The following is a 21123-nucleotide window of genomic DNA, read 5'->3' as shown; positions in this document are numbered from 1 at the left end:
CGAAAAGCAGTCGATATAACTCATTGCGGGCCAAATGTACCGCCGATCAAGGGGGTCTGACCAAGTTCAGTAATCGGGGCCCGCGCCGCCGCGCGCGGCATCGCCGCCGTCAACAGCCGATTCACGGGCACAGTGAAATTCGCCACACCGGGGTGTTGGTCGCCGGCACCTGCGTCGCCGCCCCGCACCTTGCGGCTCGCGTGTCGGCCGCCGATTGCACCCTGGCGTCGGCGGCACCGGCGCGTAGGTTTAGCAGCATGAACGCGCCGCGCGCTTGGCCCGCTGAGCCGACAGCGACGCCGCGGGTGAAACTGACCAACGCCGACAAGGTGCTCTATCCCGCGACGGGAACCACCAAAGCCGACGTCTTCGACTACTACACGCGGATCGCCGACGTGATGATCCCGCACATCGCCGGGCGTCCGGTCACCCGGAAGCGCTGGCCCAACGGCGTCGATCAGGAATCGTTCTTCGAAAAGCAGCTGGCCTCCTCGGCACCGGACTGGCTGCCGCGCGCCAGCGTGACCCACCGATCCGGCACGACGACCTATCCGATCATCGACAGCGCCACCGGCCTGGCCTGGATCGCCCAGCAGGCGGCGCTGGAGGTGCACGTGCCGCAGTGGCGGTTCGTCGCCGAGTGGACCCGAAGCCGGGCCGAAGAACTCAAACCCGGCCCGGCGACTCGACTGGTGTTCGACCTTGACCCGGGCGAAGGCGTGACGATGGCCCAGCTCGCCGAGGTGGCGCGCGCCGTCCGCGACCTGATCGATGGGATCGGGCTGCAGACGTTTCCGCTCACCAGCGGCAGCAAGGGACTGCACCTGTACACGCCGCTGACGGAGCCGGTGAGCAGCAAAGGCGCCACCGTGCTGGCCAAACGCGTTGCGCAGCAACTGGAAAAGACTATGCCGAAGCTGGTCACGTCGACCATGACCAAGAGCCTGCGGGCGGGAAAGATCTTTGTGGACTGGAGCCAGAACAACGGCTCCAAGACGACCATCGCGCCCTATTCGCTGCGCGGGCGCGACCACCCCACCGTCGCCGCGCCGCGCACCTGGGACGAACTCGACGACCCGGCGCTGCGTCACCTGCGCTACGACGAAGTGCTGACCCGGGTCGCCCGCGACGGTGACCTGCTCGCCGAGCTGGACGCCTCCGACAACCAGACACCGGTGCCGGACCGCCTGACCAAATACCGCAGCATGCGCGACGCCTCCAAAACGCCCGAGCCGGTTCCGGCCGCGAAACCGGCTGCGGGACAAGGCAATACCTTCGTCATCCAAGAGCACCACGCCCGGCGGCTGCACTACGACTTCCGGCTGGAGCGCGACGGGGTGCTGGTGTCCTGGGCGGTGCCGAAGAACCTGCCCGACACCCCCGCGGTGAATCACCTGGCCGTACACACCGAGGATCACCCGCTGGAATACGGCGGGTTCGAGGGCGTCATCCCCAAAGGCGAATACGGGGCGGGCAGGGTGGTCATCTGGGACTCCGGAACCTATGACGCCGAGAAGTTCCAGGACGACGAGGTGATCGTCAACCTGCACGGCCGCAAGATCTCCGGGCGCTACGCGCTGATCCAGACCCAGGGCGACCAATGGCTGGCGCACCGGATGAAGGACCAGAACGTCTTCGACTTCGACACGATCGCCCCGATGCTCGCCACCCACGGTTCGGTGTCGGCGCTCAAGGCGAGCCAGTGGGCGTTCGAGGGCAAATGGGACGGCTACCGGCTACTGGTCGAGGTCGACCACGGCACCCTGCGGGTGCGGTCCCGGCGCGGTCGCGAAGTCACCGGTGAGTACCGCGAATTACGCTCGCTGGCAAAGGCTCTCGAGGAGCACCACGCGGTGCTCGACGGCGAGGCCGTGGTGCTGGACAAGCGCGGCGTGCCCAACTTCCACGAGATGCAGAACCGCGGCAAGAGCGCGCGGGTCGAATTCTGGACGTTCGACCTGCTCTACCTCGACGGCCGCTCGCTGCTGCGGGCCCGCTACCGCGACCGGCGAAAACTGTTGGAAATGCTGGCCTCCGGCGGTGCTCTCACCGTTCCCGAGCTGCTGCCCGGCGACGGCGACCAAGCGCTGCGGCAGTCCGCCGAGCGCGGTTGGGAGGGCGTGATCGCCAAGCGGCGCGACTCCACCTATCAGCCGGGCCGGCGCTCGTCCTCCTGGATCAAGGACAAGCATTGGAACATCCAGGAAGTCGTGATCGGCGGCTGGAAGGCCGGGGAAGGCGGACGCAGCAGCGGCATCGGTTCCCTGCTGATGGGCATTCCGGGCCCGGGCGGCCTGCACTTCGCCGGCCGCGTCGGCACCGGGTTCACCGAACGCGACCTGGCCAACTTGAAGAAGACGCTGGCCCCGCTGCGCACCGACCAATCGCCCTTCGATGCGCCGCTTCCCCGCAGCGAGGCCAAGGGCGTCACGTTCGTCGAGCCGGTGCTGGTGGGCGAGGTGCGCTACAGCGAGTGGACACCGGATGACCGGCTGCGCCAATCGAGTTGGCGCGGGCTGCGGCCGGACAAGGAGGCAAGCGAGGTGGTACGCGAGTGAAATGGGTTACCTACCAAGGCGATGACGGCGAACGCGTCGGAGTGCTGCGCGACGACACCATCTACGCGATGGGTTCGGGAGTCACGCTGCTGGACCTGATTGCGCGCGGCGCCGAGGGATTGCGGCACGCGGGGGAGGAGGCGCAGCGTTCGCCGGCGGCGACGGTGCCGGCGGCCCGGGCGCGGTTGCTGGCGCCGATCCCGCGCCCGCCGTCGATCAGGGACTCGCTGTGCTTCCTCGACCACATGCGCAACTGCCAGGCCGCGCTGGGCGCCGGGCGGGTCCTCGCCGACACCTGGTATCGCGTACCGGCGTTCTACTTCGCCTGTCCGGCAACGGTTTTGGGCCCGTACGACGATGCGCCCACCGCACCCGGAAGTGCATGGCAGGACTTCGAATTGGAGATCGCCGCGGTGATCGGGACCGGCGGGAAGGATCTCTCCGTCGAGCAGGCCGAACAGGCCATCATCGGCTACACCATCTTCAACGACTGGTCCGCGCGCGATCTGCAGCAGCTGGACAGTCAACTCGGTATCGGGCAGGCCAAGGGCAAGGACAGCGGCGTCACGCTAGGGCCTTACCTTGCGACACCCGACGAGCTCGAACCCTACCGCCGGAACGGCAAACTGGACCTGCGGGTCACCGCCTCGGTCAACGACACCGTCATCGGTTCCGGGTCGACCGCCCAAATGGACTGGACCTTCGGCGAAGTCATCTCCTATGCGTCGCGCGGCGTCACCCTGGTACCCGGTGACGTCATCGGGTCCGGGACGGTGCCCACCTGCACACTGGTCGAGCACCTGGATCCCGCGGCGCTGGAATCGTTTCCGGGCTGGCTGCACGACGGCGACGTCGTCACGCTGCGGGTCGAAGGGCTGGGCGAGACCCGGCAAACTGTGCGCGCCAGCGGCGCGCCGCACCCGCTGGCCGCCCGGCCCAACCCGGACGCCCCGCCGGCCGCACCGCGGGTCAACCGGGCCGCGGCGCGGGTGCCCTACACCCGCGGGCTGCACCAGGTCGGCGACCGGGTGTGGGCATGGACGCTGCCCGACGGGGGCTACGGCTGGAGCAATGCCGGCCTGATCGCCGGCGACGGCGCCTCGCTGCTGGTGGACACCCTGTTCGACCTGGCGTTGACCCGCGAAATGCTCACGGCCATGCGGCCGATCACCGCGTCGGCGCCGATCACCGACGCGGTGATCACGCACTCCAACGGCGACCACACGCACGGCAACCAGCTGCTCGACCCTGCGGTGCGCATCATCGCCGCGCACGGCACCGCCGAGGAGATCGCGCACGGGATGGCGCCGGAGATGCTGGCCATGGCCCAAACCGCCAACCTGGGACCGGTGGCCACCCGCTACACGCGAGAACGCTTCGGGCACTTCGACTTCAGCAACATCACGCTGCGCAACGCCGACGAGACGTTCGACCGCAGCCTGGCCGTGGAGGTCGGTGGCCGGCGGGTCGACGTGCTGAATCTGGGGCCCGCGCACACCGCCGCCGACTCGGTGGTGCACGTCCCCGACGCGGGGGTGCTGTTCGGCGGTGACCTGTTGTTCATCGGCTGCACCCCCATCGTGTGGGCCGGCCCGATCGCCAACTGGGTCGCGGCCTGCGACGCGATGATCGCGCTGGACGCGCCGACCGTGGTGCCAGGCCACGGGCCGGTCACCGATCCGGACGGAATCCGCGCGGTGCGTGGGTATCTCGTGCACATCGCCGAACAGGCCGAGGCCGCCTACCGCAAGGGCCTGTCGTGGCCCGAGGCCGCGGACACCATCGACCTCGGCGAGTACGCGACCTGGCTGGACGCCGAGCGCGTCGTCGTCAACGTCTACCAGCGATACCGCGAACTCGACCCGCACACCCCGCAACTGGAAGTGATGGCCCTGCTGGTGATGCAGGCCGAATGGCTGGCCAAACGGTCCTGACCGGGTGCTCGCTGCGGTCAGGACTTGATCGCCCGCACGAAGCTGAGCGTGGCGGCCGGCCCCTGCTCGGCCTCGGTGAGTTCCGGCAGGCCCGCCGCGGCGAACAGGTCGGCCAGCCCGAACGTGGTCGTTGCCCAGCCGTCGGCGCCCAGGTGCGCGGCGACGTCGGTGTGCTTGCCCGGGTAGGTCAGGGCGGCGATGTCCATGTCCAGCCCACGCCGGCGCCAGCCCTCGGTCGTGCGCCGCGCCTGCTCCGTCGACGCCTGCGAGGCGTCGTTGAGCGACCCGTAGTCCGCGGCGAAGCGGCTGCCCTCGGCCGACAGCGGGGTGATCGAGTCCAGCAGCCGAACCTCGGCCTCCGGCGGCAGAAACCCGATGAGCACCCCCTCGGCCAGCCACGCGGTGGGCTGCGCGGGATCGAAGCCGGCGTTCTGCAGCGCCGCCGGCCAATCCTGGCGCAGGTCGATGCCGATGGTGCGCAGCTCGGCCGTCGGGGCCGCACCGATCCGCGACAGCGTCGCGGTCTTGAACGCGATCACCTCGGGCTGGTCGATCTCATACACCGTCGTCCCCGCCGGCCAGGAAAGCCGGTACGGCCGGGCGTCCAGCCCCGATGCCACGATGACCACCTGGCGCAGGCCCGCCTTGCCGGCCGCGGCGAAGTAGTCGTCGTAGAACCGGCCGCGGGCCGCGAATGTGTCGACCATGCGGGCGAATCCGACGTCGCGCTCGAGATCGTCGGGATCGAGCTCGCCGCTCGCCAACTTGGTGAACACGTCCAATCCGACGGCGCGGACCAACCGCTCGGCGTACTCGTCGGTCAGGACCGGCCGCGGACGCCGGGTCGCGGCCGCGCGCGCGGCGGCGACCATGGTCGCGGTGGCGCCGACGCTGCTGGCCAGGTTCCAGGTATCACCCTCGCTGCGTGTCATGCGTGCATGCTATGCCGGGTCTTTGAACTGCCGCGGTGTCGCTTACGGTTCACCTATGCCCGCAGTGGAATTCGCGACCCTCGACGACGACATCGCCTGCATCACCCTGAACCGCCCCGAACGCCTCAACGCCATCGACGGCTCGCTGATCGACGGTGTCCACGAGGCCCTGGACGTGCTGGACAACGGTGACCACCGGGTGGCGGTCCTCACCGGCGCGGGCCGGGGATTCTGCGCCGGCGCCGATCTGAGCGGCACCGGCCGGCCGTGGACGCGGAACAAGCCGACCACCCCGGCGTTCAAGGTCAACTACGACGCCCAGGTCCGGCTGGCCAGCCTGTACACCCGGATCTACGAGCTCGATATCCCGGTGATCGCCGCGGTCAACGGCGTCGCCGTCGGCGGCGGGCTGGCGTTCGCGTTGGTCAGCGATATCCGGGTGGCCTCGGAGCAGGCCCGGTTCGGCTCGGTGTTCATCAAGGCCGGCTTCTCGTCGATGGACATGGGCACCAGCTACCTGCTGCCTAAAATCGTCGGCGCCGGGGTGGCCCGCGAGCTGATGCTCACCGGCCGCATCATCGACGCGGCCGAGGCCTATCGCATCAGGCTGGTGCACGAGGTCGTCGCGCCCGATCAGCTGATGCCCGCCGCGCTGCGGTTGGCCCGCTCGATCGCCGAGAACAATGCTTATGGCGTGTGGCAGACCAAGATCGGGCTCAACGCGGCGCTGGACGCGCCCAGCCTGCGCCACGCCATCGAGCTGGAGAACCGCACCCAGATCCTGTCCGGTTTCACCAACAACCCGGCCGAGGCCGCCCTGGCGCACCGGGAGAAGCGAGCGCCGAGGTGGGACCCCCTGTAAAGCGCTGTGACGCTTGGGGTTTGGCGACGTCCGGTCAGACCTTCGCGATCACGTTCTCGGCGAACATCTCCAGATTGCGGATCTTGGTGTCCAGCGGCTCGGTGTCTTTGCCCTTGATGTAGGGAATGCGGAAGCCCACGATCACGTCGGTGACGCCCTTGTCCTCGAGCCGTTTGATGCCGTCCGGGGTGTAGGCGTCGGCGGAGATGACGTGGATCTCGAACGGCCCGGTCTTGCCGGCTTCCTCGCGGAACCGCTTGAGCTTGGCAAGGAGGTGGTCGAGCTCCTCCGGGTCCCCGCCGCCGTGCATCCAGCCGTCCAGCCGTGCGGCACGCCGCAGCGCGGCGTCGGCGTGCCCGCCGACCAGGATCGGGATCGGCTTGGTGGGCGCCGGCGTCATCTTGGTCTTGGGAATGTCGTAGAACTCGCCGTGGAATTCGAAGTACTCACCGGTGGTGAGACCCTGGATGATCTCGATGCATTCGTCCATCCGCTTGCCGCGCCTGGCGAAGGGCACGCCCAGCAACTCGTAGTCCTCGGGCCACGGGCTGGTACCGACGCCGAAACCCACCCGGTTGTCGGTCATGGCGGCCAGCGACCCAATCTGCTTGGCCACCAACGCCGGTGGCCGGATCGGCAGCTTCAGCACGAAGAAGTTGAACCGCAGCTTCGAGGTCACCGCGCCCAATGCCGATGTGAGAACGAAGGTTTCGATGAATTCCTTGCCGTCCAAGAACTCCCGGCTGCCGTCCGGAGTGTAGGGATACTTCGAGTCGGATTCGAAGGGGTAGGCGATGCTGTCGGCGATCGTCATGGCGTGGTACCCGGCCGCCTCGGCGGCCTTGGCCAGCGGGATGTAGTACCTAAAGTCCGTCATCGCCTCTGCGTAGGTAAACCGCACGTCATCTACCTTCCTGAAGGGGTCGTCACACGACATTAGAACGTGTTCTAGTTTCAGCACAACCGGCAGATCGGCGCGCCGGCTTCCCGGGAGGCCGACCGGCTAGAGCTGGTTCTCGGGGCCGATGATCGCCCACACCGTCTTGCCGGACGCCGTGGGCGTGCTGCCCCATGCGCGCGACAAGGCGTCGACGATCGCCAGCCCGGACACGTCGATGCCCTTGACCGGCGACGGCAGCCGCACGGCGGGCGTGTTGCTGGCGTCGGAGACGGCGATGGTGGCCGTGGTGCCCTGCGCCTCGACCCGCATCACCGGCACGCTCGCGGTGTGTTCCAGCACGTTCTCCACGAACACGTTGACGACCACCAGGGCGACCGGAATGAGCTTGGACTGTGACCACGTGGTGAGCCACTCGCGCACCAGGCGCCGTGACTCGCGCAGGCTGGTCAGATCGGCGGGCAGCTGGGCATCGGCGCGCCGCACGATGCGACGGCTGTTGGGGCCCAGTGCCTTCAAGGCCGCCTTCTGGCTCGAGTACACCGGCATGAAGTGGGTGATGCCGCTGCGGGCGATCGCCTCACGGGCGGCCTTCTTGGCGCACACCAACACGAGCGGAACATGCGGCGTGTTTCCCAGCTGCCAGTAGGTGGCCATGAAGGTCGACCAGGTGGATTCGGCGTTCACCTTCAGCGCGGAGACGTCGATGACCACGGCGGGGGTCTGGTCCAGCGTGGCCTTGATGATCCGGTCGCGAAGGAGGGTGGAGCTGGCGGGATCGAGGACGCCGTCGACGGTCAGCACGGTGGCCGCATCATCCGTCCGCGTCGACACGGCCAATGAGCCGGCCGACTCAGCAACCCGGCTCATCCCGGCTCGGTCCGGACGTCCGGTGTCATTTCCCGCTCCTCGTGTTCTGCCGGGTCGACTGCTTGAGTATCCGCCTTCAGGAGCAAAAGTCTAGTTCGCGATCGGCTGGCCTCAAGGCGGCGCGGAACCGCAGGTTGCGATCGGCGTCTCCGCGGGCCCGCGTCGCCGGCCCGCAACGCAAGGATCATGCGCCCCCTCCCCGCCCGCGCGGCGTCGATGCGCACTTCCCCCGAACGCGCCGTGATCAGGTGTCCAGCACGAGCTTGCCTGGGGTTACCACGCGGGTCCGGCCGTCAAACTCCCCGCGAGTCCGCAAGGCGGGAGCGCGACCAGCGCAATGGCGACGGCCGCTCAGCGGTGGCCAGGGTAGGGCGGGGCGCCGACGCCGGCGACCGTGTGCGTGCCCCACGGTGTGCGTTCGACGATGCGGGCCGGCGCGCTGCGCTGGCCCACGGTCAGGGTGGCGGCGCGGGCCTGGCCGAGCAGGTCGCCGGGCAGCGGCTGCGACGGCGACCCGAATACCGTTCCCTGCCAGTGGTATCGGCCGTCGATGGGATCCAGGTGGCCCGTCAGCCGCACCCGCACCGGATGCCGGTCACCGGCGATCTCGAGCGTGGCGGCGCCGTCGTAGGTGTCATCGCCGGCGGGCGTGCTGGCCGAAAGGTCGAAGGCGGACGCCACCGGGGGCGGCTCGACCGGGCGTAGCTGGGCGCGTTCGTTGAACACCTGCTGGCTGCTGGCGCGCACCTCGATGCGGCGGCTGCCGGTGCGCTGCATGAGCTTCAGGCACTCGACGATGTAGCGCGCCTGCGGGCCGGGATCCGGTCCGGTGGCGAAGAAGTAGTTGGGAAAGCCGCGGACCGCGACGCCGCAGAACGGTTCCGTGCCGTCGGGCCAGGCCTGCCGGAGGGGCACGCCGCCGGCGCCGGTGATCGTGTCGTCGGCGACGTGCGCGGGGATGGCGAAGCCGGTGCCGTAGATGATGGCGTCGACGTGGTGGTGGGCGCCGTCGGCGGTCTGCACGCCCGAGCGGGTCACCGCCCGGATCGGCGACGGCACGATCACCGGCCCGGGCCGTCGCGGTGTCCGCAGCAGCCGGCGTCGGGCGCGGGTGGGCCAGCGCGGTATCTCGGGCACCACCCGGCGGGGAGCATGAGCGAACACCAGGACCGACGCCGCGGTGTGCGCCAGCCGGCCGAGGTGGTGCGCGGCGGCGGCGTCGGTGCCGATCACCGCGATGCGTTTGCCGGACGGGTCGAAGCCGGGATCCCACGCCGCGGCGTGAAACGACGCGCCGCCGAACTCGTCGCGCCCGGCGATGTCGGGCAGCCAGGGCACCTGCGCCGGCCGGTATGCGGCGACGACGACATCGGCGCACCAGAGTTCGCCGTCGGTCGTGGTCAGCCGCCAGGCATCGGCGTCGTCGTCGAACCGGGACCGGCGGACTTCATGGTCGGGCCGATCCAGGGTGACCAGGTCGGCGAATCCGGCGGCGCGCAGGGCGGATCGGACGCATCGCCCGGCGGCTCCCGCGCCCACGACCGCGATGTGGCAGCGGCCCCCGGCGCCCTCGGGCGGCGCCGTCACAGAAACCTGCTGCGCTTCCAGCCGCGACGCGCGAGCGGGCCCATCAGGCCAACCTCGGTCAGGAACGCCGCCAGGGGAGCGAACCCCGCGATCTGGATCTCGCGGCGATGGGCGCTGGTGCGCGCGGTCTTTCGGGCCCGCTTGGGGTCCAGGCCGGCACGCGCATAGGGGACCGGGTTGCTGAACAGATAGTTGAAGAAGTAGCCGCCCAGCCCGTTGATGTTGGCCATGAACCAGCGGTTGAGCCGGGGCATCTCGGCGACCCGTTTGCGCGCCCCGTCGCGCGCGAATTGGATGTGGCGGGCCTCCTCGGTGACGTGAATCCGCATGAGCCGCTGGATGATCGGCTGCAGCTCGGGGTCGTCCATCATCTGTCGCTGCAGCGAGTCGAAGATCTCCTCGCCGATCAGCGCGGCCACCCACAGCATCGATCCGCGTTGGAAGGCCAGCGGCAGCGCGTTGATGATGTAGCGGTGAAAACGCTTCGGCTGCACCGGTTTTGCGCCCACACGTTCGATGGCCTTGCCGAACATGACCATGTGGCGGGTCTCGTCACCCAGCTCGGTCAGCTTGTAGTGGGTGGACCGGCTGGTCGGGTCCTCGTGCAGGATGGTGCGGAGCAGCGACTGGTTGAGCATGTTCTCGAACCAGATGCCGGCCGACAGCGTGTTGACCAATTCCTGGCGGGACAGCTCGATTTGTTGTTCGCGGGTCATCTCGTCCCACATCGGCGTGCCGTACAGCGACACCAGCCGGGGCGGCAGGAAGAACTTGTCCGGGTCGAGCGGGGCGTCCCAGTCGATGTCGACGACGGGTTCGTAGGACTTCTTGACCGAGCCCTTCAGCAGCCGCTCGGAGAACTCTTCGCGACTCGGTCCGGTGGGCCTCGCGTCGCTTCGGATCGTCTCGGCGCGCGTCATGGTCGGGTCCTCCTGATCGCTTGGCATCGTCGCCTCGGGCGCTTCAGACGGTACCCATGGTACTGGGTACTTGCGGTCCCGACTAGGCCCTTGCGGTATCGATTCGGCAATGTGGGCGACAGAAGCAAGTCAGGAGGGTCGATTGGGGCGGCACATCCACGTCATCGGCATCGGCGCCGGCGACCCCGACTACCTGACCGTGCAGGCGATCGAGGCGCTCAACGACACCCAGGTGTTTTTCGCGATGGACAAGGGCGAGCAGAAGAGCGACCTGGTGGCGCTGCGACGCGAGATCTGCTCCCGGTTCATCCGTCAGCCCGGCTACCGCTTCGTCGAGCTGCCCGACCCGACGCGGTCCGACCGCGCCGACTACCGCGACGCGGTGGCCGAATGGCATGCCGCACGCGCGCAGATCTGGGCCGACGCCATCGCCGCCGAACTCGGCCCGCACGGCGTCGGCGGCTTTCTGGCCTGGGGCGATCCGTCGCTCTACGACAGCACGTTGCGCATCCTGGACACCGTCGCCGGGCACGTCGAATTCACCTTCGACGTGATCCCCGGCATCACCGCCGTGCAAGCGCTGACCGCCCGGCATCGCATCCCGCTCAACGAGGTCGGCGAACCCGTGCTCGTCACCACCGGTCGCCAGCTGCGCGCCCACGGCATGTCCGGCTCGGCGGTGGTGATGCTCGACGCCGACTGCTCGTTCCAGCTGTGTGCGCCCGAGACCCGCATCTGGTGGGGCGCCTACCTGGGCACCGCCGACGAACTGCTGGTCGCCGGCACCGTCGGCGAGGTGGGGCCCCGCATCGCCGCGCTGCGCGCGCAGGCCCGCGCCCGGCACGGCTGGATCATGGACACCTATTTGCTGCGACCGGCACACTGAAACCGTGCCCGAACTGCCCGAGATCGAAGCGCTGGCCGACCACCTGCGGCGCCATGCCGTCGGGCTGCCGATCGGCCGGGTCGACGTCGCCGCCCTGTCCGTGCTCAAGACGTTCGACCCGCCGATCAGCGCGCTGCACGGGCAGACCGTGGTGGGCGCCGAGCGCTGGGGCAAATACCTGGGCCTGCGGACCGAGGGCCTTTTCCTGATCGCCCATCTGTCCCGGGCGGGGTGGTTGCGCTGGTCGGACCGGCTGACCGCGGCGCCGCTGAGGCCCGGCAAGGGCCCGATCGCACTGCGGGTGCATCTGGGCACACCCGGCGCGGCCCCCGGCTTGGACCTGACCGAGGCCGGCACCCAGAAGCGGCTGGCGGTGTGGCTCGTCGACGACCCGGCGCGGGTGCCTGGGATCGCCGCCCTGGGCCCGGACGCCCTGGACCTGGACGTCGACGCGCTGGCCGACCTGCTGGCCGGCAACACCGGCCGGATCAAGACGGTGATCACCGACCAGAAGGTGATCGCCGGGGTCGGCAACGCCTACAGCGACGAGATTCTGCACGTCGCGAAGATCTCCCCGTTCGCCACGGCCGGCAAGTTGTCTGACAAACAGCTGGCCACCCTGCATGACGCCATGGTCACGGTGCTCACCGACGCGGTGAGCCGGTCCGTCGGCCAGGGGGCGGCCATGCTCAAGGGCGAGAAGCGTTCCGGATTGCGGGTGCATGCCCGGACCGGGTTGCCGTGCCCGGTGTGTGGCGACACCGTGCGCGAAGTGTCGTTCGCGGACAAGTCTTTTCAGTATTGCCCGACGTGCCAGACCGGCGGCAAGATCCTGGCCGACCGGCGGATGTCGCGTTTGCTGAAGTAGCCGCCGGCCGCGGACTTGACACCTGTCGATATGCTGCCGGAGATGACTCGCCAGAAGATCCTCATCACCGGCGCCAGCTCGGGCCTGGGCGCCGGGATGGCGCGCGCGTTCGCCGCCAAGGGCCGCGACCTCGCGCTGTGCGCGCGCCGCGCCGACCGGCTCGACGAGCTCAAAGCCGAACTGTCGCAACGGTATCCGGGAATCACGGTCGCGGTCGCCGCGCTGGACGTCAACGACCACGAGCAGGTGCCCAAGGTCTTCGCCGAACTCAGCGACGAACTCGGCGGCATCGACCGCATCATCGTCAACGCCGGCATCGGCAAGGGCGCCAAGCTCGGCTCCGGCAAACTGTGGGCCAACAAGGCGACCATTGAGACCAACCTGGTGTCCGCGCTGGTGCAGATCGAGACCGCGCTGGAGATGTTCCACAAGAACGGGTCGGGCCACCTGGTGCTGATCTCGTCGGTGCTCGGCAACAAGGGAGTGCCCGGCGTCAAGGCGGCGTACGCGGCGAGCAAGGCCGGCCTGAGCTCGCTGGGTGAATCGTTGCGCGCCGAATACGCCAAGGGGCCGATCAAGGTTTCGGTGCTCGAGCCCGGCTACATCGAGTCGGAGATGACGGCCAAATCCAACAGCACAATGTTGATGGTGGACAACGAAACCGGGGTCAAGGCGTTGGTCGCCGCCATGGAGCGGGAGCCCGGCCGCGCGGCGGTGCCGTGGTGGCCGTGGGCGCCGCTGGTGCAGTTGATGCGGGTGCTGCCGCCGCGGCTGACGAAGATGTTCGCCTGAGTCAGCTGGTGCGGCCGCGTTCGCTGCGGTAGCGGCGCACCAGGGCGTCGGTGGAGCTGTCCGACTGCGGCGCCGGCGAGTTGTCCGCGGTGATCACCGGAAGCAGCGCCTTTGCCTGGGTCTTACCCAGCTCCACCCCCCATTGGTCGAAAGAGTCGATGCCCCAGATCACGCCCTCGGTGAAGACCTGGTGCTCATAGAGCGCGATCAACTGGCCCAGCACCGACGGCGTGAGCCGGTTGGCCAGGATCGAGGTCGACGGGCGGTTGCCGGGCATCACCTTGTGCGGCACGATGTCGGCCGGAGTGCCTTCGGCCGCAATCTCTTCGGCGGTCTTGCCGAACGCCAGCACCTGGGTCTGGGCGAAGAAGTTGCTCATCAACAGGTCGTGCATGCTGCCGCTGCCTTCGGCGGTGGGCAGGTCGTCGATCGGTTGACTGAAACCGATGAAGTCGGCCGGCACCAACCGGGTGCCCTGGTGCAGCAACTGATAGAAGGCGTGTTGACCGTTGGTTCCCGGTTCGCCCCAGAAGATTTCGCCGGTGTCGGTGGTGACCGGGCTGCCGTCCGCGCGGGTGGACTTGCCGTTGGATTCCATGGTCAGCTGCTGCAGATAGGCCGCGAACCGGGCCAGGTCGTTGGAATACGGCAGCACCGCACGCGACTGCGCGCCCATGAAGTTGGAGTACCACAAGCCGATAAGCCCAAGCAGCACAGGGGCATTGGATTCCAGCGGCGCGGTCTGGAAATGCCGGTCGACGATATGGAACCCGGACAGGAAATCCGCGAAGGCCTCCCGGCCGATGACGGCCATCACCGAAAGGCCGATCGCCGAGTCCACCGAGTAACGGCCGCCCACCCAGTCCCAGAACCCGAACATGTTGTCGGTGTTGATGCCGAAGTCGTCGACCAGGCGTTTGTTGGTGGAGACGGCGACGAAATGGTGCGCCACGGCGGCGTCGCCGAGGGCGTCGGTGATCCAGCGGCGCGCGGCCGTGGCGTTGGTGAGGGTTTCCAGCGTCGAGAACGTCTTGGACGCGACGATGAAAAGTGTTGTGGCGGGGTCCAAGTCGGCCAGGGTGGCGATCAGGTCGGCCGGGTCGACGTTGGACACGAAGCGCGCCGAGATTCCCGCGTCGGCGTAGTGGCGCAACGCCTGGTACACCATGACCGGGCCGAGGTCGGATCCGCCGATGCCGATGTTGACGACGGTGCTGATCCGCTTGCCGGTCGCTCCGGTCCATTCACCGCTGCGCAACCGGTCGGTGAACTCGCCCATGGCGTCGAGCACCTCGTGCACGTCCGCGACGACGTTGCGGCCGTCCACGATCAGTTCCGCGTCCCGGGGCAGTCGCAGCGCTGTGTGCAGCACCGCGCGATCCTCCGAGGTGTTGATGTGCACCCCGGCGAACATCTGGTTGCGGCGCTCTTCGAGTTTGGCCGTGCGGGCCAGATCGACCAAGAGCCGCAAGGTTTCTCGGGTGACGCGGTGCTTGCTGTAGTCGATGTAGAGGTCACCGACGGTTACTGTCAGCTCGCGGCCACGGTCGGGATCTTCCTCGAAGAACTGGCGAAGGTGGGTGTCGCCGATGCGGTCGTGATGTTTGCGCAGGGCGTCCCACGCCGGGGTGGCGGTGATGTCGGGCAGGGTGTGCACGGATGTCATGGGCGCCGCTCCTCCTCATCGCTTCGCGTCGCCGACGCGGCTCATGGTTCAGACCCTATGGGTTGCGACGGAACGGAGCCAGGTCGCGCGACGTGCGCGGCGCCGCCGACGTCAGTGCCCGAGCCGGCCCCGACCCAGCCGCAGCAGCAGCATGGCCAGGTCTTTGCCGTCGGGACCCAGCTCGCTGTAGCGCTCGATGACCTTCATCTCCCGGCTGTGGACCAGCCGGGTGCCGCCCGATGCCATGCGCGCCCTGCCGATCGCCTGCGACACCTCGGTGCGTCGCTTCACCGCGGCCAGGATCTCCGCGTCCAACCGGTCGATCTCCCGGCGCAACTGGTCGATGTCGGTGGCCTCACGGGGATCCACCGTTTCCGTGTTCATCTCTGCTGACTCCGCGTCGTCGTCGTCATCTGGGGATTGGGGTCTCATGCAGTATCAGGCCTCAGGAGAAGACGAGCCCCGCGCGGGGCTCTGCGGAAGCAGTCAGACCACGGCCGCCGCGGACCGGTGTCCGTGGACGGATCGACGGCGCCATTTTGGGCTGGACAACCGCCGGTAACACTGCACGGTGAGCACCAAATGAGTGTGCCACTAGATCCGGTACGTGCGCAAAAAACCGCACTTGAGCTGCGTCTTTTTGACTCGGGTGTAATTGTGCCGGCGGGCCGGTCGGCGGGCCGCGTCAACCGTCGCGACACGCCGTCGCTCCCGGCGGCCCGGTTGGCCCGGCGGCGGGCGGCCGGGACACTAACCTGGTTGGACGACTGGGCGCTGTGCGTCGGTGGGCGGCGGTAAGTTTGGACTGACATGAGTGTGCACGTAACAGATGCCAAGCCGGTCTCCGAAGCCGAGCAATTGCTCGAGGGGCTCAATCCGCAACAGCGCCAGGCCGTGGTGCACGAGGGTTCGCCGCTGCTGATCGTCGCCGGGGCGGGTTCGGGGAAGACGGCGGTGCTGACCCGCCGCGTCGCCTACCTGATCGCGGCCCGGGGGGTCGGGGTGGGCCAGGTGCTGGCCATCACCTTCACCAACAAGGCCGCCGCGGAGATGCGGGAACGGGTGGTGCGGCTGGTGGGCAACCGGGCCCGCGCCATGTGGGTGTCCACCTTTCATTCGACCTGCGTGCGCATCCTGCGCAACCAGGCGGCGCTGATCGAGGGCCTCAATTCCAACTTCTCGATCTACGACGCCGACGACTCGCGGCGGCTGCTGCAGATGATCGGCCGCGACATGGGCCTGGACATCAAGCGCTACTCGCCGCGGCTGTTGGCCAACGCGATCTCCAACCTGAAGAACGAGCTGATCGACCCCGCCGCGGCGGTCGCCAACCTCACCGACGATTCCGACGAGTTGTCCCGCACCGTGGCAAGCGTCTACGGCGAATACCAGCGCCGGCTGCGGGCGGCCAACGCGTTGGATTTCGACGACCTGATCGGCGAGACGGTGGCGGTGCTGCGCGCCTTCCCGCAGATCGCCCAGCACTACCGGCGGCGGTTCCGGCACGTGCTCGTCGACGAGTACCAGGACACCAACCACGCGCAGTACGTGCTGGTGCGCGAGTTGGTGGGCACCGACACCGAGGACGGCGTTCCCCCCGGCGAGCTGTGCGTTGTCGGCGACGCCGACCAGTCGATCTATGCCTTCCGCGGCGCCACCATCCGCAACATCGAGGATTTCGAACGCGACTACCCGGACGCGACAACCATTCTGCTGGAACAGAATTACCGCTCGACACAGAACATCCTGTCGGCGGCCAACTCGGTGATCGCGCGTAACTCCGGTCGCCGCGACAAGCGGCTGTGGACCGACGCCGGCGCGGGCGAGCTGATCGTCGGCTACGTCGCCGACAACGAGCACGACGAGGCCCGCTTCGTCGCCGAGGAGATCGACGCGCTCGCGCAGAAGGGCGAGATCACCTACAACGACGTCGCCGTCTTCTACCGCACCAACAACTCGTCGCGGTCCTTCGAGGAGGTGTTCATCCGCGCCGGGATCCCCTACAAAGTCGTTGGGGGAGTGCGCTTTTACGAGCGCAAGGAGATCCGCGACATCATTGCCTACCTGCGGGTGCTGGACAACCCCGGCGACGCGGTGAGCATGCGGCGCATCCTCAACACCCCGCGCCGGGGGATCGGTGATCGGGCCGAGGCCTGCGTGGCGGTGTACGCCGAGAACACCGGTGCCAGTTTCGCCGACGCGCTGGTGGCCGCGGCCGAAGGCAAAGTGCCGATGCTGAATTCGCGCGCGGAGAAGGCGATCGCGGGTTTCGTCGAGTTGCTGGACGACCTGCGCGGCCGGCTGGACGACGATCTCGGCGACCTGGTCGAGTCGGTGCTCGAACGCACCGGCTACCGCCGGGAGCTGGAATCGTCCACCGATCCCCAAGAGCTGGCGCGTCTGGACAACCTCAACGAACTCGTCAGCGTCGCACACGAATTCAGCACCGACCGGGCGAACGCCGCCGCGCTGGACGAGTCGCTGGACGCCGCGGACGACGAAGACGTGCCCGACACCGGTGTGCTGGCCGAGTTCTTGGAACGGGTCTCGCTGGTCTCCGACAGCGACGAGATCCCCGAGGACGGCGCCGGGATGGTCACGCTGATGACCCTGCACACCGCGAAGGGCCTGGAGTTCCCGGTGGTGTTCGTCACCGGTTGGGAGGACGGGATGTTCCCGCACATGCGGTCGCTGGACGATCCGGTCGAACTCTCCGAGGAGCGGCGGCTGGCCTACGTGGGCATCACCCGGGCCCGGCAGCGGCTCTACCTGAGCCGGGCCATCGTCCGCTCGTCGTGGGGCCAGCCCATGCTCAACCCGGAATCTCGCTTCCTGCGGGAGATTCCGCAGGAACTGATCGAGTGGCGGCGCACCGCGCCGGCGCCGTCGTTCAGCGCACCGGTCAGCGGCGCCGGCCGGTTCGGCACCCCGCGGGCGGCCCCGACCCGCGCCGCAATGAGCAAACGGCCGCTGCTGGTGCTGGCGCCGGGCGACCGGGTGACGCACGACAAGTACGGGCTGGGCCGAGTCGAGGAGGTGTCCGGCGCCGGCGAGTCGGCGATGTCACTGATCGACTTCGGCAGCTCCGGGCGGGTGAAGCTGATGCACAACCACGCCCCGATCAGCAAGCTCTAACCGCGCCGAGCGTGCATTCAGTGCGAGAAAATCGCCCGCGAAATCTTCGCCGTCAGTGCACGTTCGGCGACGCTCAGGCGTCCAGCCAGCGTTTGGTCTGGGGCAACAGCACCAGCACCACCGTGGCGATGGGCAATACTGGCAGCAGGTGCACCACCCAGGCCACCCGGGCGCCGGCGATGAACACGCCGATATAGGTGAGAAAAGCGACCAGCGCGCCGGCCAGCAGCAGGTAGCGGCTGACCGAGCGGCGCTGCAGCAGCCCGATCACCCCCGACACCGTGGTGGCGGCGAATACCAGGGCGAGGAACCCGACTGCGATGCAGAACAGCCGGTCCGACCGCCACCACCCGGCGATCAGGTCGGTGGCCACCACCGAGGTGGCCCAGCCGCTGACGATTGCGACCGCGCAGGCGGCGACGGCCGTCCGGTCGCTGGGCTCGAGTGCCGGCAGCCCGGAGTAGCCGGTTCGTCCCGCGCGGGGGCCGCCGCGATACGACGGCGGTTGCGGAGCGAAGTGAGTGGTCGGTGAATCCGGCGTGACGGGAATCGGCCCGGTCGGCGCGCGGCGGATGATCCGGGTCCGGGTGTCGGAGGGCGGTGACGGCTCCGCAGCGGGCTCGGAGGGACGCGGACCGGAAGGTGGATCGTTCGGCGCGGTCACCTCAACCAGCGTAGTTGCCGACCATAAGGCCACGCTTAGCCAGCCACGGCACCGGGTCGATGCGCTCGGTGCCGCCCTGCAGCACCTCGAAGTGCAGGTGCGGGCCGGTGGAGTTGCCCCGGTTGCCCATGGTGGCGATCTGGTCGCCGGCCATCACCCGCTCGCCGACGCTGACCAGCGCGGTGTTGATGTGGCCGTAGAGCGTGACGGTGCCGTCGGCGTGCCGCAGCTTGACCAGCATCCCGTACCCGCCCGCCGGCCCGGCCTCGATGACGACGCCGTCGGACACCGCGTAGATCGGGGTGCCGATCGAGTTGGCCAGGTCGATGCCGGCGTGCAGCACCCCCCAGCGGTAGCCGAAGTTGGAGGTGAAGATGCCCTTGGTCGGCATCACGTAGAGCGGTTGCTGCAGGCGTGCCTCGCGCTGCGCGCGGTCGTTGGCGAAGGCGACGCCCTTGGCCAGCTCCTGGTTGTGCAGGGCGGCGGTGGCCGCCGGCTCGGCCGCGATCACCTGGGGCCCGCGGACGGTGTTGCTGCCGCCCGCCCCGCCGGTGAGCGAGGACGCGTTGGCGGTCAGCACCGCGTCGGTCTTCGGGGTGTCGGCGTGGCTGGTGGCGGTGTGGGCGGCGGCCGCGGCGGCGCCCGCGGCCATCGCCGAGATCAGCAGCCGGCCGCGGGCCGCGCTGGTCGGTTGCTTGCGATGCTGCCCGCCGCGGCGGGCCACCCCCACCACGTCGGCGCCGCGGGGGCGCTCCGGCCGCCGCTCGGTGCGGGCCGCGACGGTGGTCCGGGGCAGCACCTCGGTGACCGGAGCGGCCAGCCACAGCGGCCGCAGGTCGTCGGTCTCGTTCAGATCGTCGAGCTCGGGCGCCAGCAAGACCTGCGCCTCATTGTCGAAGGGGGAGTCGGTGCTGAAGTCCAGGTCGCCGTGATCGCCGGCGTCGTCACAGAAGTCAAGGTCGTCGAAGTCGAATCCGTCCAGCGGGAGGATCTCGGTGACTTCGGTTCGATGGGGTTCCGCCGACCGGGCGCCTGCCGCGCGACCTACCCTCACGACGCCTGTTGTTACGGCAGAAGAGCGGGCAAAACGGTGCTGGGACAACCTGAAATGTCCTCGTATCGTGACCATAACGTTATCTGGACCCTAGGAAGGTATCTGCTGACGCGCGGGACTGGCAACCTCGTCGCACAAACCCGACGGAATTGTGATTTGGATCACCTGGCCGGTCTATCCGGGTCCCGTGAGCTGTGCCACATCGGCGGACGCGGCGGTAGCAGCGGTTTGGCGGGTGGATACAGTTCGTCCGTGCGAGTTGCCGATTGCGGCACCGCCCACCAAGAGGCCTAGTAGTTGAGTCGAGCGAAGACAGAGAGTCCATGGACCTTTTCGAGTATCAAGCAAAAGAATTGTTCGCCAAGCACAACGTACCGACCACGCCGGGACGGGTGACCGACACCGCCGAGGGTGCTCGGGACATCGCCGCCGAGATCGGCCGTCCTGTCATGGTCAAGGCGCAGGTCAAGACCGGTGGCCGCGGCAAGGCGGGCGGCGTGAAATATGCCGCCACGCCCGAGGACGCCTACACCCACGCCAAGAACATCCTCGGCCTGGACATCAAGGGCCACGTCGTCAAGAAGCTGCTGGTGTCCGAGGCCAGCGACATCGCCGAGGAGTACTACATCTCCTTCCTGCTGGACCGGGCCAACCGCACCTACCTGGCCATGTGCTCGGTCGAGGGCGGCATGGAGATCGAAGAGGTGGCCGCCACCAAGCCCGAGCGGCTGGCCAAGGTGCCGGTGGATGCCGTCACCGGCGTGGACCTGGCGACCGCGCGGTCCATCGCCGAGAAGGGCCACCTGCCCGCCGAGGTGCTCGACGCGGCCGCGGTCACCATCAACAAGCTGTGGGAGCTCTTCGTCGCCGAGGACGCCACCCTGGTCGAGGTCAACCCGCTGGTGCGCACCCCCGACGACCAGATCCTGGCGCTGGACGGCAAGGTCACCCTGGACGCCAACGCCGACTTCCGGCAGCCCGGCCATGCCGCGTTCGAGGACCGCGACGCCACCGACCCGCTGGAGCTCAAGGCCAAGGAACACGACCTCAACTACGTGAAGCTGGACGGCCAGGTCGGCATCATCGGTAACGGCGCGGGCCTGGTGATGTCCACCCTGGACGTCGTCGCCTACGCGGGCGAGAAGCACGGCGGGGTCAAGCCGGCCAACTTCCTCGACATCGGCGGCGGCGCGTCGGCGGAGGTGATGGCCGCGGGCCTGGACGTCATCCTGCACGACAAGCAGGTCAAGAGCGTGTTCGTGAACGTGTTCGGCGGCATCACCTCGTGCGACGCCGTCGCCAACGGCATCGTGACCGCCCTGAACATGCTCGGTGACGAGGCGAACAAGCCGCTGGTGGTTCGGCTCGACGGCAACAACGTCGACCAGGGTCGCCGCATCCTCGCCGAAGCCAACCACCCGCTGGTGATCCAGGCCGAGACCATGGACTCCGGCGCCGACAAAGCCGCCGAGCTGGCGAACAAGTAAGGGAGCCAAG

17 protein-coding genes and 1 pseudogene are annotated in these 21123 nt (G+C 68.6%); 9 read left to right on the top strand and 9 right to left on the bottom strand.

The features are described from left to right. The first annotated feature begins 257 nt into the window (after nucleotides 1-257). A complete protein-coding gene (locus NF20_RS17200) occupies nucleotides 258-2558 on the top strand; it encodes an ATP-dependent DNA ligase (RefSeq protein WP_033713176.1) in 2301 nt (766 codons plus the stop codon). Beyond that, nucleotides 2555-4492, top strand: a complete 1938-nt coding sequence (locus tag NF20_RS17195) for a fumarylacetoacetate hydrolase family protein (RefSeq protein ID WP_033713178.1) — start codon at nucleotides 2555-2557, stop codon at nucleotides 4490-4492. The genes NF20_RS17200 and NF20_RS17195 overlap by 4 nt, the downstream gene beginning before the upstream one ends. A 17-nt stretch (nucleotides 4493-4509) precedes the next feature. On the opposite strand, the gene NF20_RS17190 is transcribed toward NF20_RS17195, so the two are convergent. After that, nucleotides 4510-5424, bottom strand: a complete 915-nt coding sequence (locus NF20_RS17190) for an SAM-dependent methyltransferase (RefSeq protein WP_033713181.1) — start codon at nucleotides 5422-5424, stop codon at nucleotides 4510-4512. Nucleotides 5425-5488: 64 nt separating this feature from the next. On the opposite strand from NF20_RS17190, the gene NF20_RS17185 reads away from it, so the two are divergent. Next, nucleotides 5489-6286: an enoyl-CoA hydratase/isomerase family protein gene (locus tag NF20_RS17185; protein WP_170924266.1), complete on the top strand. Its 798-nt coding sequence runs from the start codon at nucleotides 5489-5491 to the stop codon at nucleotides 6284-6286. A gap of 34 nt (nucleotides 6287-6320) precedes the next feature. Here NF20_RS17185 and NF20_RS17180 read toward each other — a convergent pair whose 3' ends face one another. The 4 genes from NF20_RS17180 to NF20_RS17165 all read right to left on the bottom strand — a co-directional run bounded on the left by NF20_RS17180 (nucleotide 6321) and on the right by NF20_RS17165 (nucleotide 10588). After that, the gene (locus NF20_RS17180) at nucleotides 6321-7187 is read right to left on the bottom strand and encodes an LLM class flavin-dependent oxidoreductase (RefSeq protein WP_003872844.1); all 867 of its coding nucleotides are present in this window, start codon (nucleotides 7185-7187) and stop codon (nucleotides 6321-6323) included. A 102-nt stretch (nucleotides 7188-7289) separates the two neighbouring features. Next, nucleotides 7290-8054 (bottom strand): STAS domain-containing protein, encoded by a 765-nt coding sequence (locus NF20_RS17175; RefSeq protein WP_023861842.1) that lies wholly within the window; start codon nucleotides 8052-8054, stop codon nucleotides 7290-7292. Between the two features lie 351 nt (nucleotides 8055-8405). Continuing rightward, nucleotides 8406-9392 carry a DUF4873 domain-containing protein gene (locus NF20_RS17170; protein ID WP_224097602.1) on the bottom strand — a complete coding sequence of 329 codons (987 nt, stop codon included), beginning with the start codon at nucleotides 9390-9392 and terminating at the stop codon, nucleotides 8406-8408. A gap of 245 nt (nucleotides 9393-9637) precedes the next feature. Next, nucleotides 9638-10588: an AurF N-oxygenase family protein gene (locus NF20_RS17165; RefSeq protein WP_011723918.1), complete on the bottom strand. Its 951-nt coding sequence runs from the start codon at nucleotides 10586-10588 to the stop codon at nucleotides 9638-9640. Between the two features lie 115 nt (nucleotides 10589-10703). Here NF20_RS17165 and cobF point away from each other — a divergent pair, with 115 nt between their 5' ends. The 4 genes and pseudogenes from cobF (at nucleotide 10704) to NF20_RS17150 (ending at nucleotide 13107) form a co-directional block, all read left to right on the top strand. Further along, a complete protein-coding gene (gene cobF, locus NF20_RS17160) occupies nucleotides 10704-11447 on the top strand; it encodes a precorrin-6A synthase (deacetylating) (RefSeq protein WP_033713183.1) in 744 nt (247 codons plus the stop codon). 4 nt (nucleotides 11448-11451) lie between these two features. Next, nucleotides 11452-11694 (top strand): annotated as a pseudogene (locus NF20_RS28300) (DNA-formamidopyrimidine glycosylase family protein); the annotation flags it as partial. A gap of 153 nt (nucleotides 11695-11847) precedes the next feature. Then, a complete protein-coding gene (locus NF20_RS28295) occupies nucleotides 11848-12315 on the top strand; it encodes a zinc finger domain-containing protein (RefSeq protein WP_224097603.1) in 468 nt (155 codons plus the stop codon). A 42-nt stretch (nucleotides 12316-12357) separates the two neighbouring features. Then, nucleotides 12358-13107 (top strand): SDR family oxidoreductase, encoded by a 750-nt coding sequence (locus NF20_RS17150; protein ID WP_033713201.1) that lies wholly within the window; start codon nucleotides 12358-12360, stop codon nucleotides 13105-13107. Nucleotide 13108: 1 nt separating this feature from the next. Here the strand turns inward: NF20_RS17150 and pgi are convergent, their stop codons facing one another. Together pgi and NF20_RS17140 are read right to left on the bottom strand one after the other, a co-directional pair. Then, on the bottom strand, nucleotides 13109-14773 hold the full coding sequence (gene pgi / locus NF20_RS17145) for a glucose-6-phosphate isomerase (protein WP_023900183.1): 1665 nt from the start codon (nucleotides 14771-14773) through the stop codon (nucleotides 13109-13111). A gap of 111 nt (nucleotides 14774-14884) precedes the next feature. Continuing rightward, nucleotides 14885-15205 carry a chorismate mutase gene (locus tag NF20_RS17140; RefSeq protein WP_010949011.1) on the bottom strand — a complete coding sequence of 107 codons (321 nt, stop codon included), beginning with the start codon at nucleotides 15203-15205 and terminating at the stop codon, nucleotides 14885-14887. Nucleotides 15206-15583: 378 nt separating this feature from the next. On the opposite strand from NF20_RS17140, the gene pcrA reads away from it, so the two are divergent. Continuing rightward, nucleotides 15584-17908, top strand: a complete 2325-nt coding sequence (gene pcrA, locus NF20_RS17135) for a DNA helicase PcrA (protein ID WP_033713184.1) — start codon at nucleotides 15584-15586, stop codon at nucleotides 17906-17908. 73 nt (nucleotides 17909-17981) lie between these two features. On the opposite strand, the gene NF20_RS26540 is transcribed toward pcrA, so the two are convergent. Together NF20_RS26540 and NF20_RS17125 are read right to left on the bottom strand one after the other, a co-directional pair. Then, the gene (locus tag NF20_RS26540) at nucleotides 17982-18572 is read right to left on the bottom strand and encodes a hypothetical protein (protein ID WP_003872834.1); all 591 of its coding nucleotides are present in this window, start codon (nucleotides 18570-18572) and stop codon (nucleotides 17982-17984) included. A gap of 1 nt (nucleotide 18573) precedes the next feature. Next, nucleotides 18574-19626, bottom strand: a complete 1053-nt coding sequence (locus tag NF20_RS17125; protein ID WP_080710782.1) for a M23 family metallopeptidase — start codon at nucleotides 19624-19626, stop codon at nucleotides 18574-18576. Between the two features lie 323 nt (nucleotides 19627-19949). Here NF20_RS17125 and sucC point away from each other — a divergent pair, with 323 nt between their 5' ends. Next, on the top strand, nucleotides 19950-21113 hold the full coding sequence (gene sucC, locus NF20_RS17120; RefSeq protein ID WP_019732632.1) for an ADP-forming succinate--CoA ligase subunit beta: 1164 nt from the start codon (nucleotides 19950-19952) through the stop codon (nucleotides 21111-21113). Nucleotides 21114-21123: the final 10 nt, after the last annotated feature.

The sequence above is a fragment of the Mycobacterium sp. MAC_080597_8934 genome (genome assembly GCF_000523975.1).
GTDB lineage: Bacteria > Actinomycetota > Actinomycetes > Mycobacteriales > Mycobacteriaceae > Mycobacterium > Mycobacterium avium.
The sequence above is the reverse complement of the archived record's forward strand: the minus strand, read 5'-3'. Positions and strand labels throughout refer to the sequence as shown.

What these genes read in the sequence shown, in the direction of transcription:
- sucC (WP_019732632.1), top strand. Translation starts at nt 19,950, where the DNA reads ATGGACCTTTTCGAGTATCAAGCAAAAGAATTGTTCGCCAAGCACAAC.
- NF20_RS17165 (WP_011723918.1), bottom strand. Translation starts at nt 10,588, where the DNA reads ATGCCAAGCGATCAGGAGGACCCGACCATGACGCGCGCCGAGACGATC.
- pgi (WP_023900183.1), bottom strand. Translation starts at nt 14,773, where the DNA reads ATGACATCCGTGCACACCCTGCCCGACATCACCGCCACCCCGGCGTGG.
- NF20_RS17200 (WP_033713176.1), top strand. Translation starts at nt 258, where the DNA reads ATGAACGCGCCGCGCGCTTGGCCCGCTGAGCCGACAGCGACGCCGCGG.
- NF20_RS17190 (WP_033713181.1), bottom strand. Translation starts at nt 5,424, where the DNA reads ATGACACGCAGCGAGGGTGATACCTGGAACCTGGCCAGCAGCGTCGGC.
- NF20_RS17150 (WP_033713201.1), top strand. Translation starts at nt 12,358, where the DNA reads ATGACTCGCCAGAAGATCCTCATCACCGGCGCCAGCTCGGGCCTGGGC.
- pcrA (WP_033713184.1), top strand. Translation starts at nt 15,584, where the DNA reads ATGAGTGTGCACGTAACAGATGCCAAGCCGGTCTCCGAAGCCGAGCAA.
- NF20_RS17140 (WP_010949011.1), bottom strand. Translation starts at nt 15,205, where the DNA reads ATGAGACCCCAATCCCCAGATGACGACGACGACGCGGAGTCAGCAGAG.
- NF20_RS17175 (WP_023861842.1), bottom strand. Translation starts at nt 8,054, where the DNA reads ATGAGCCGGGTTGCTGAGTCGGCCGGCTCATTGGCCGTGTCGACGCGG.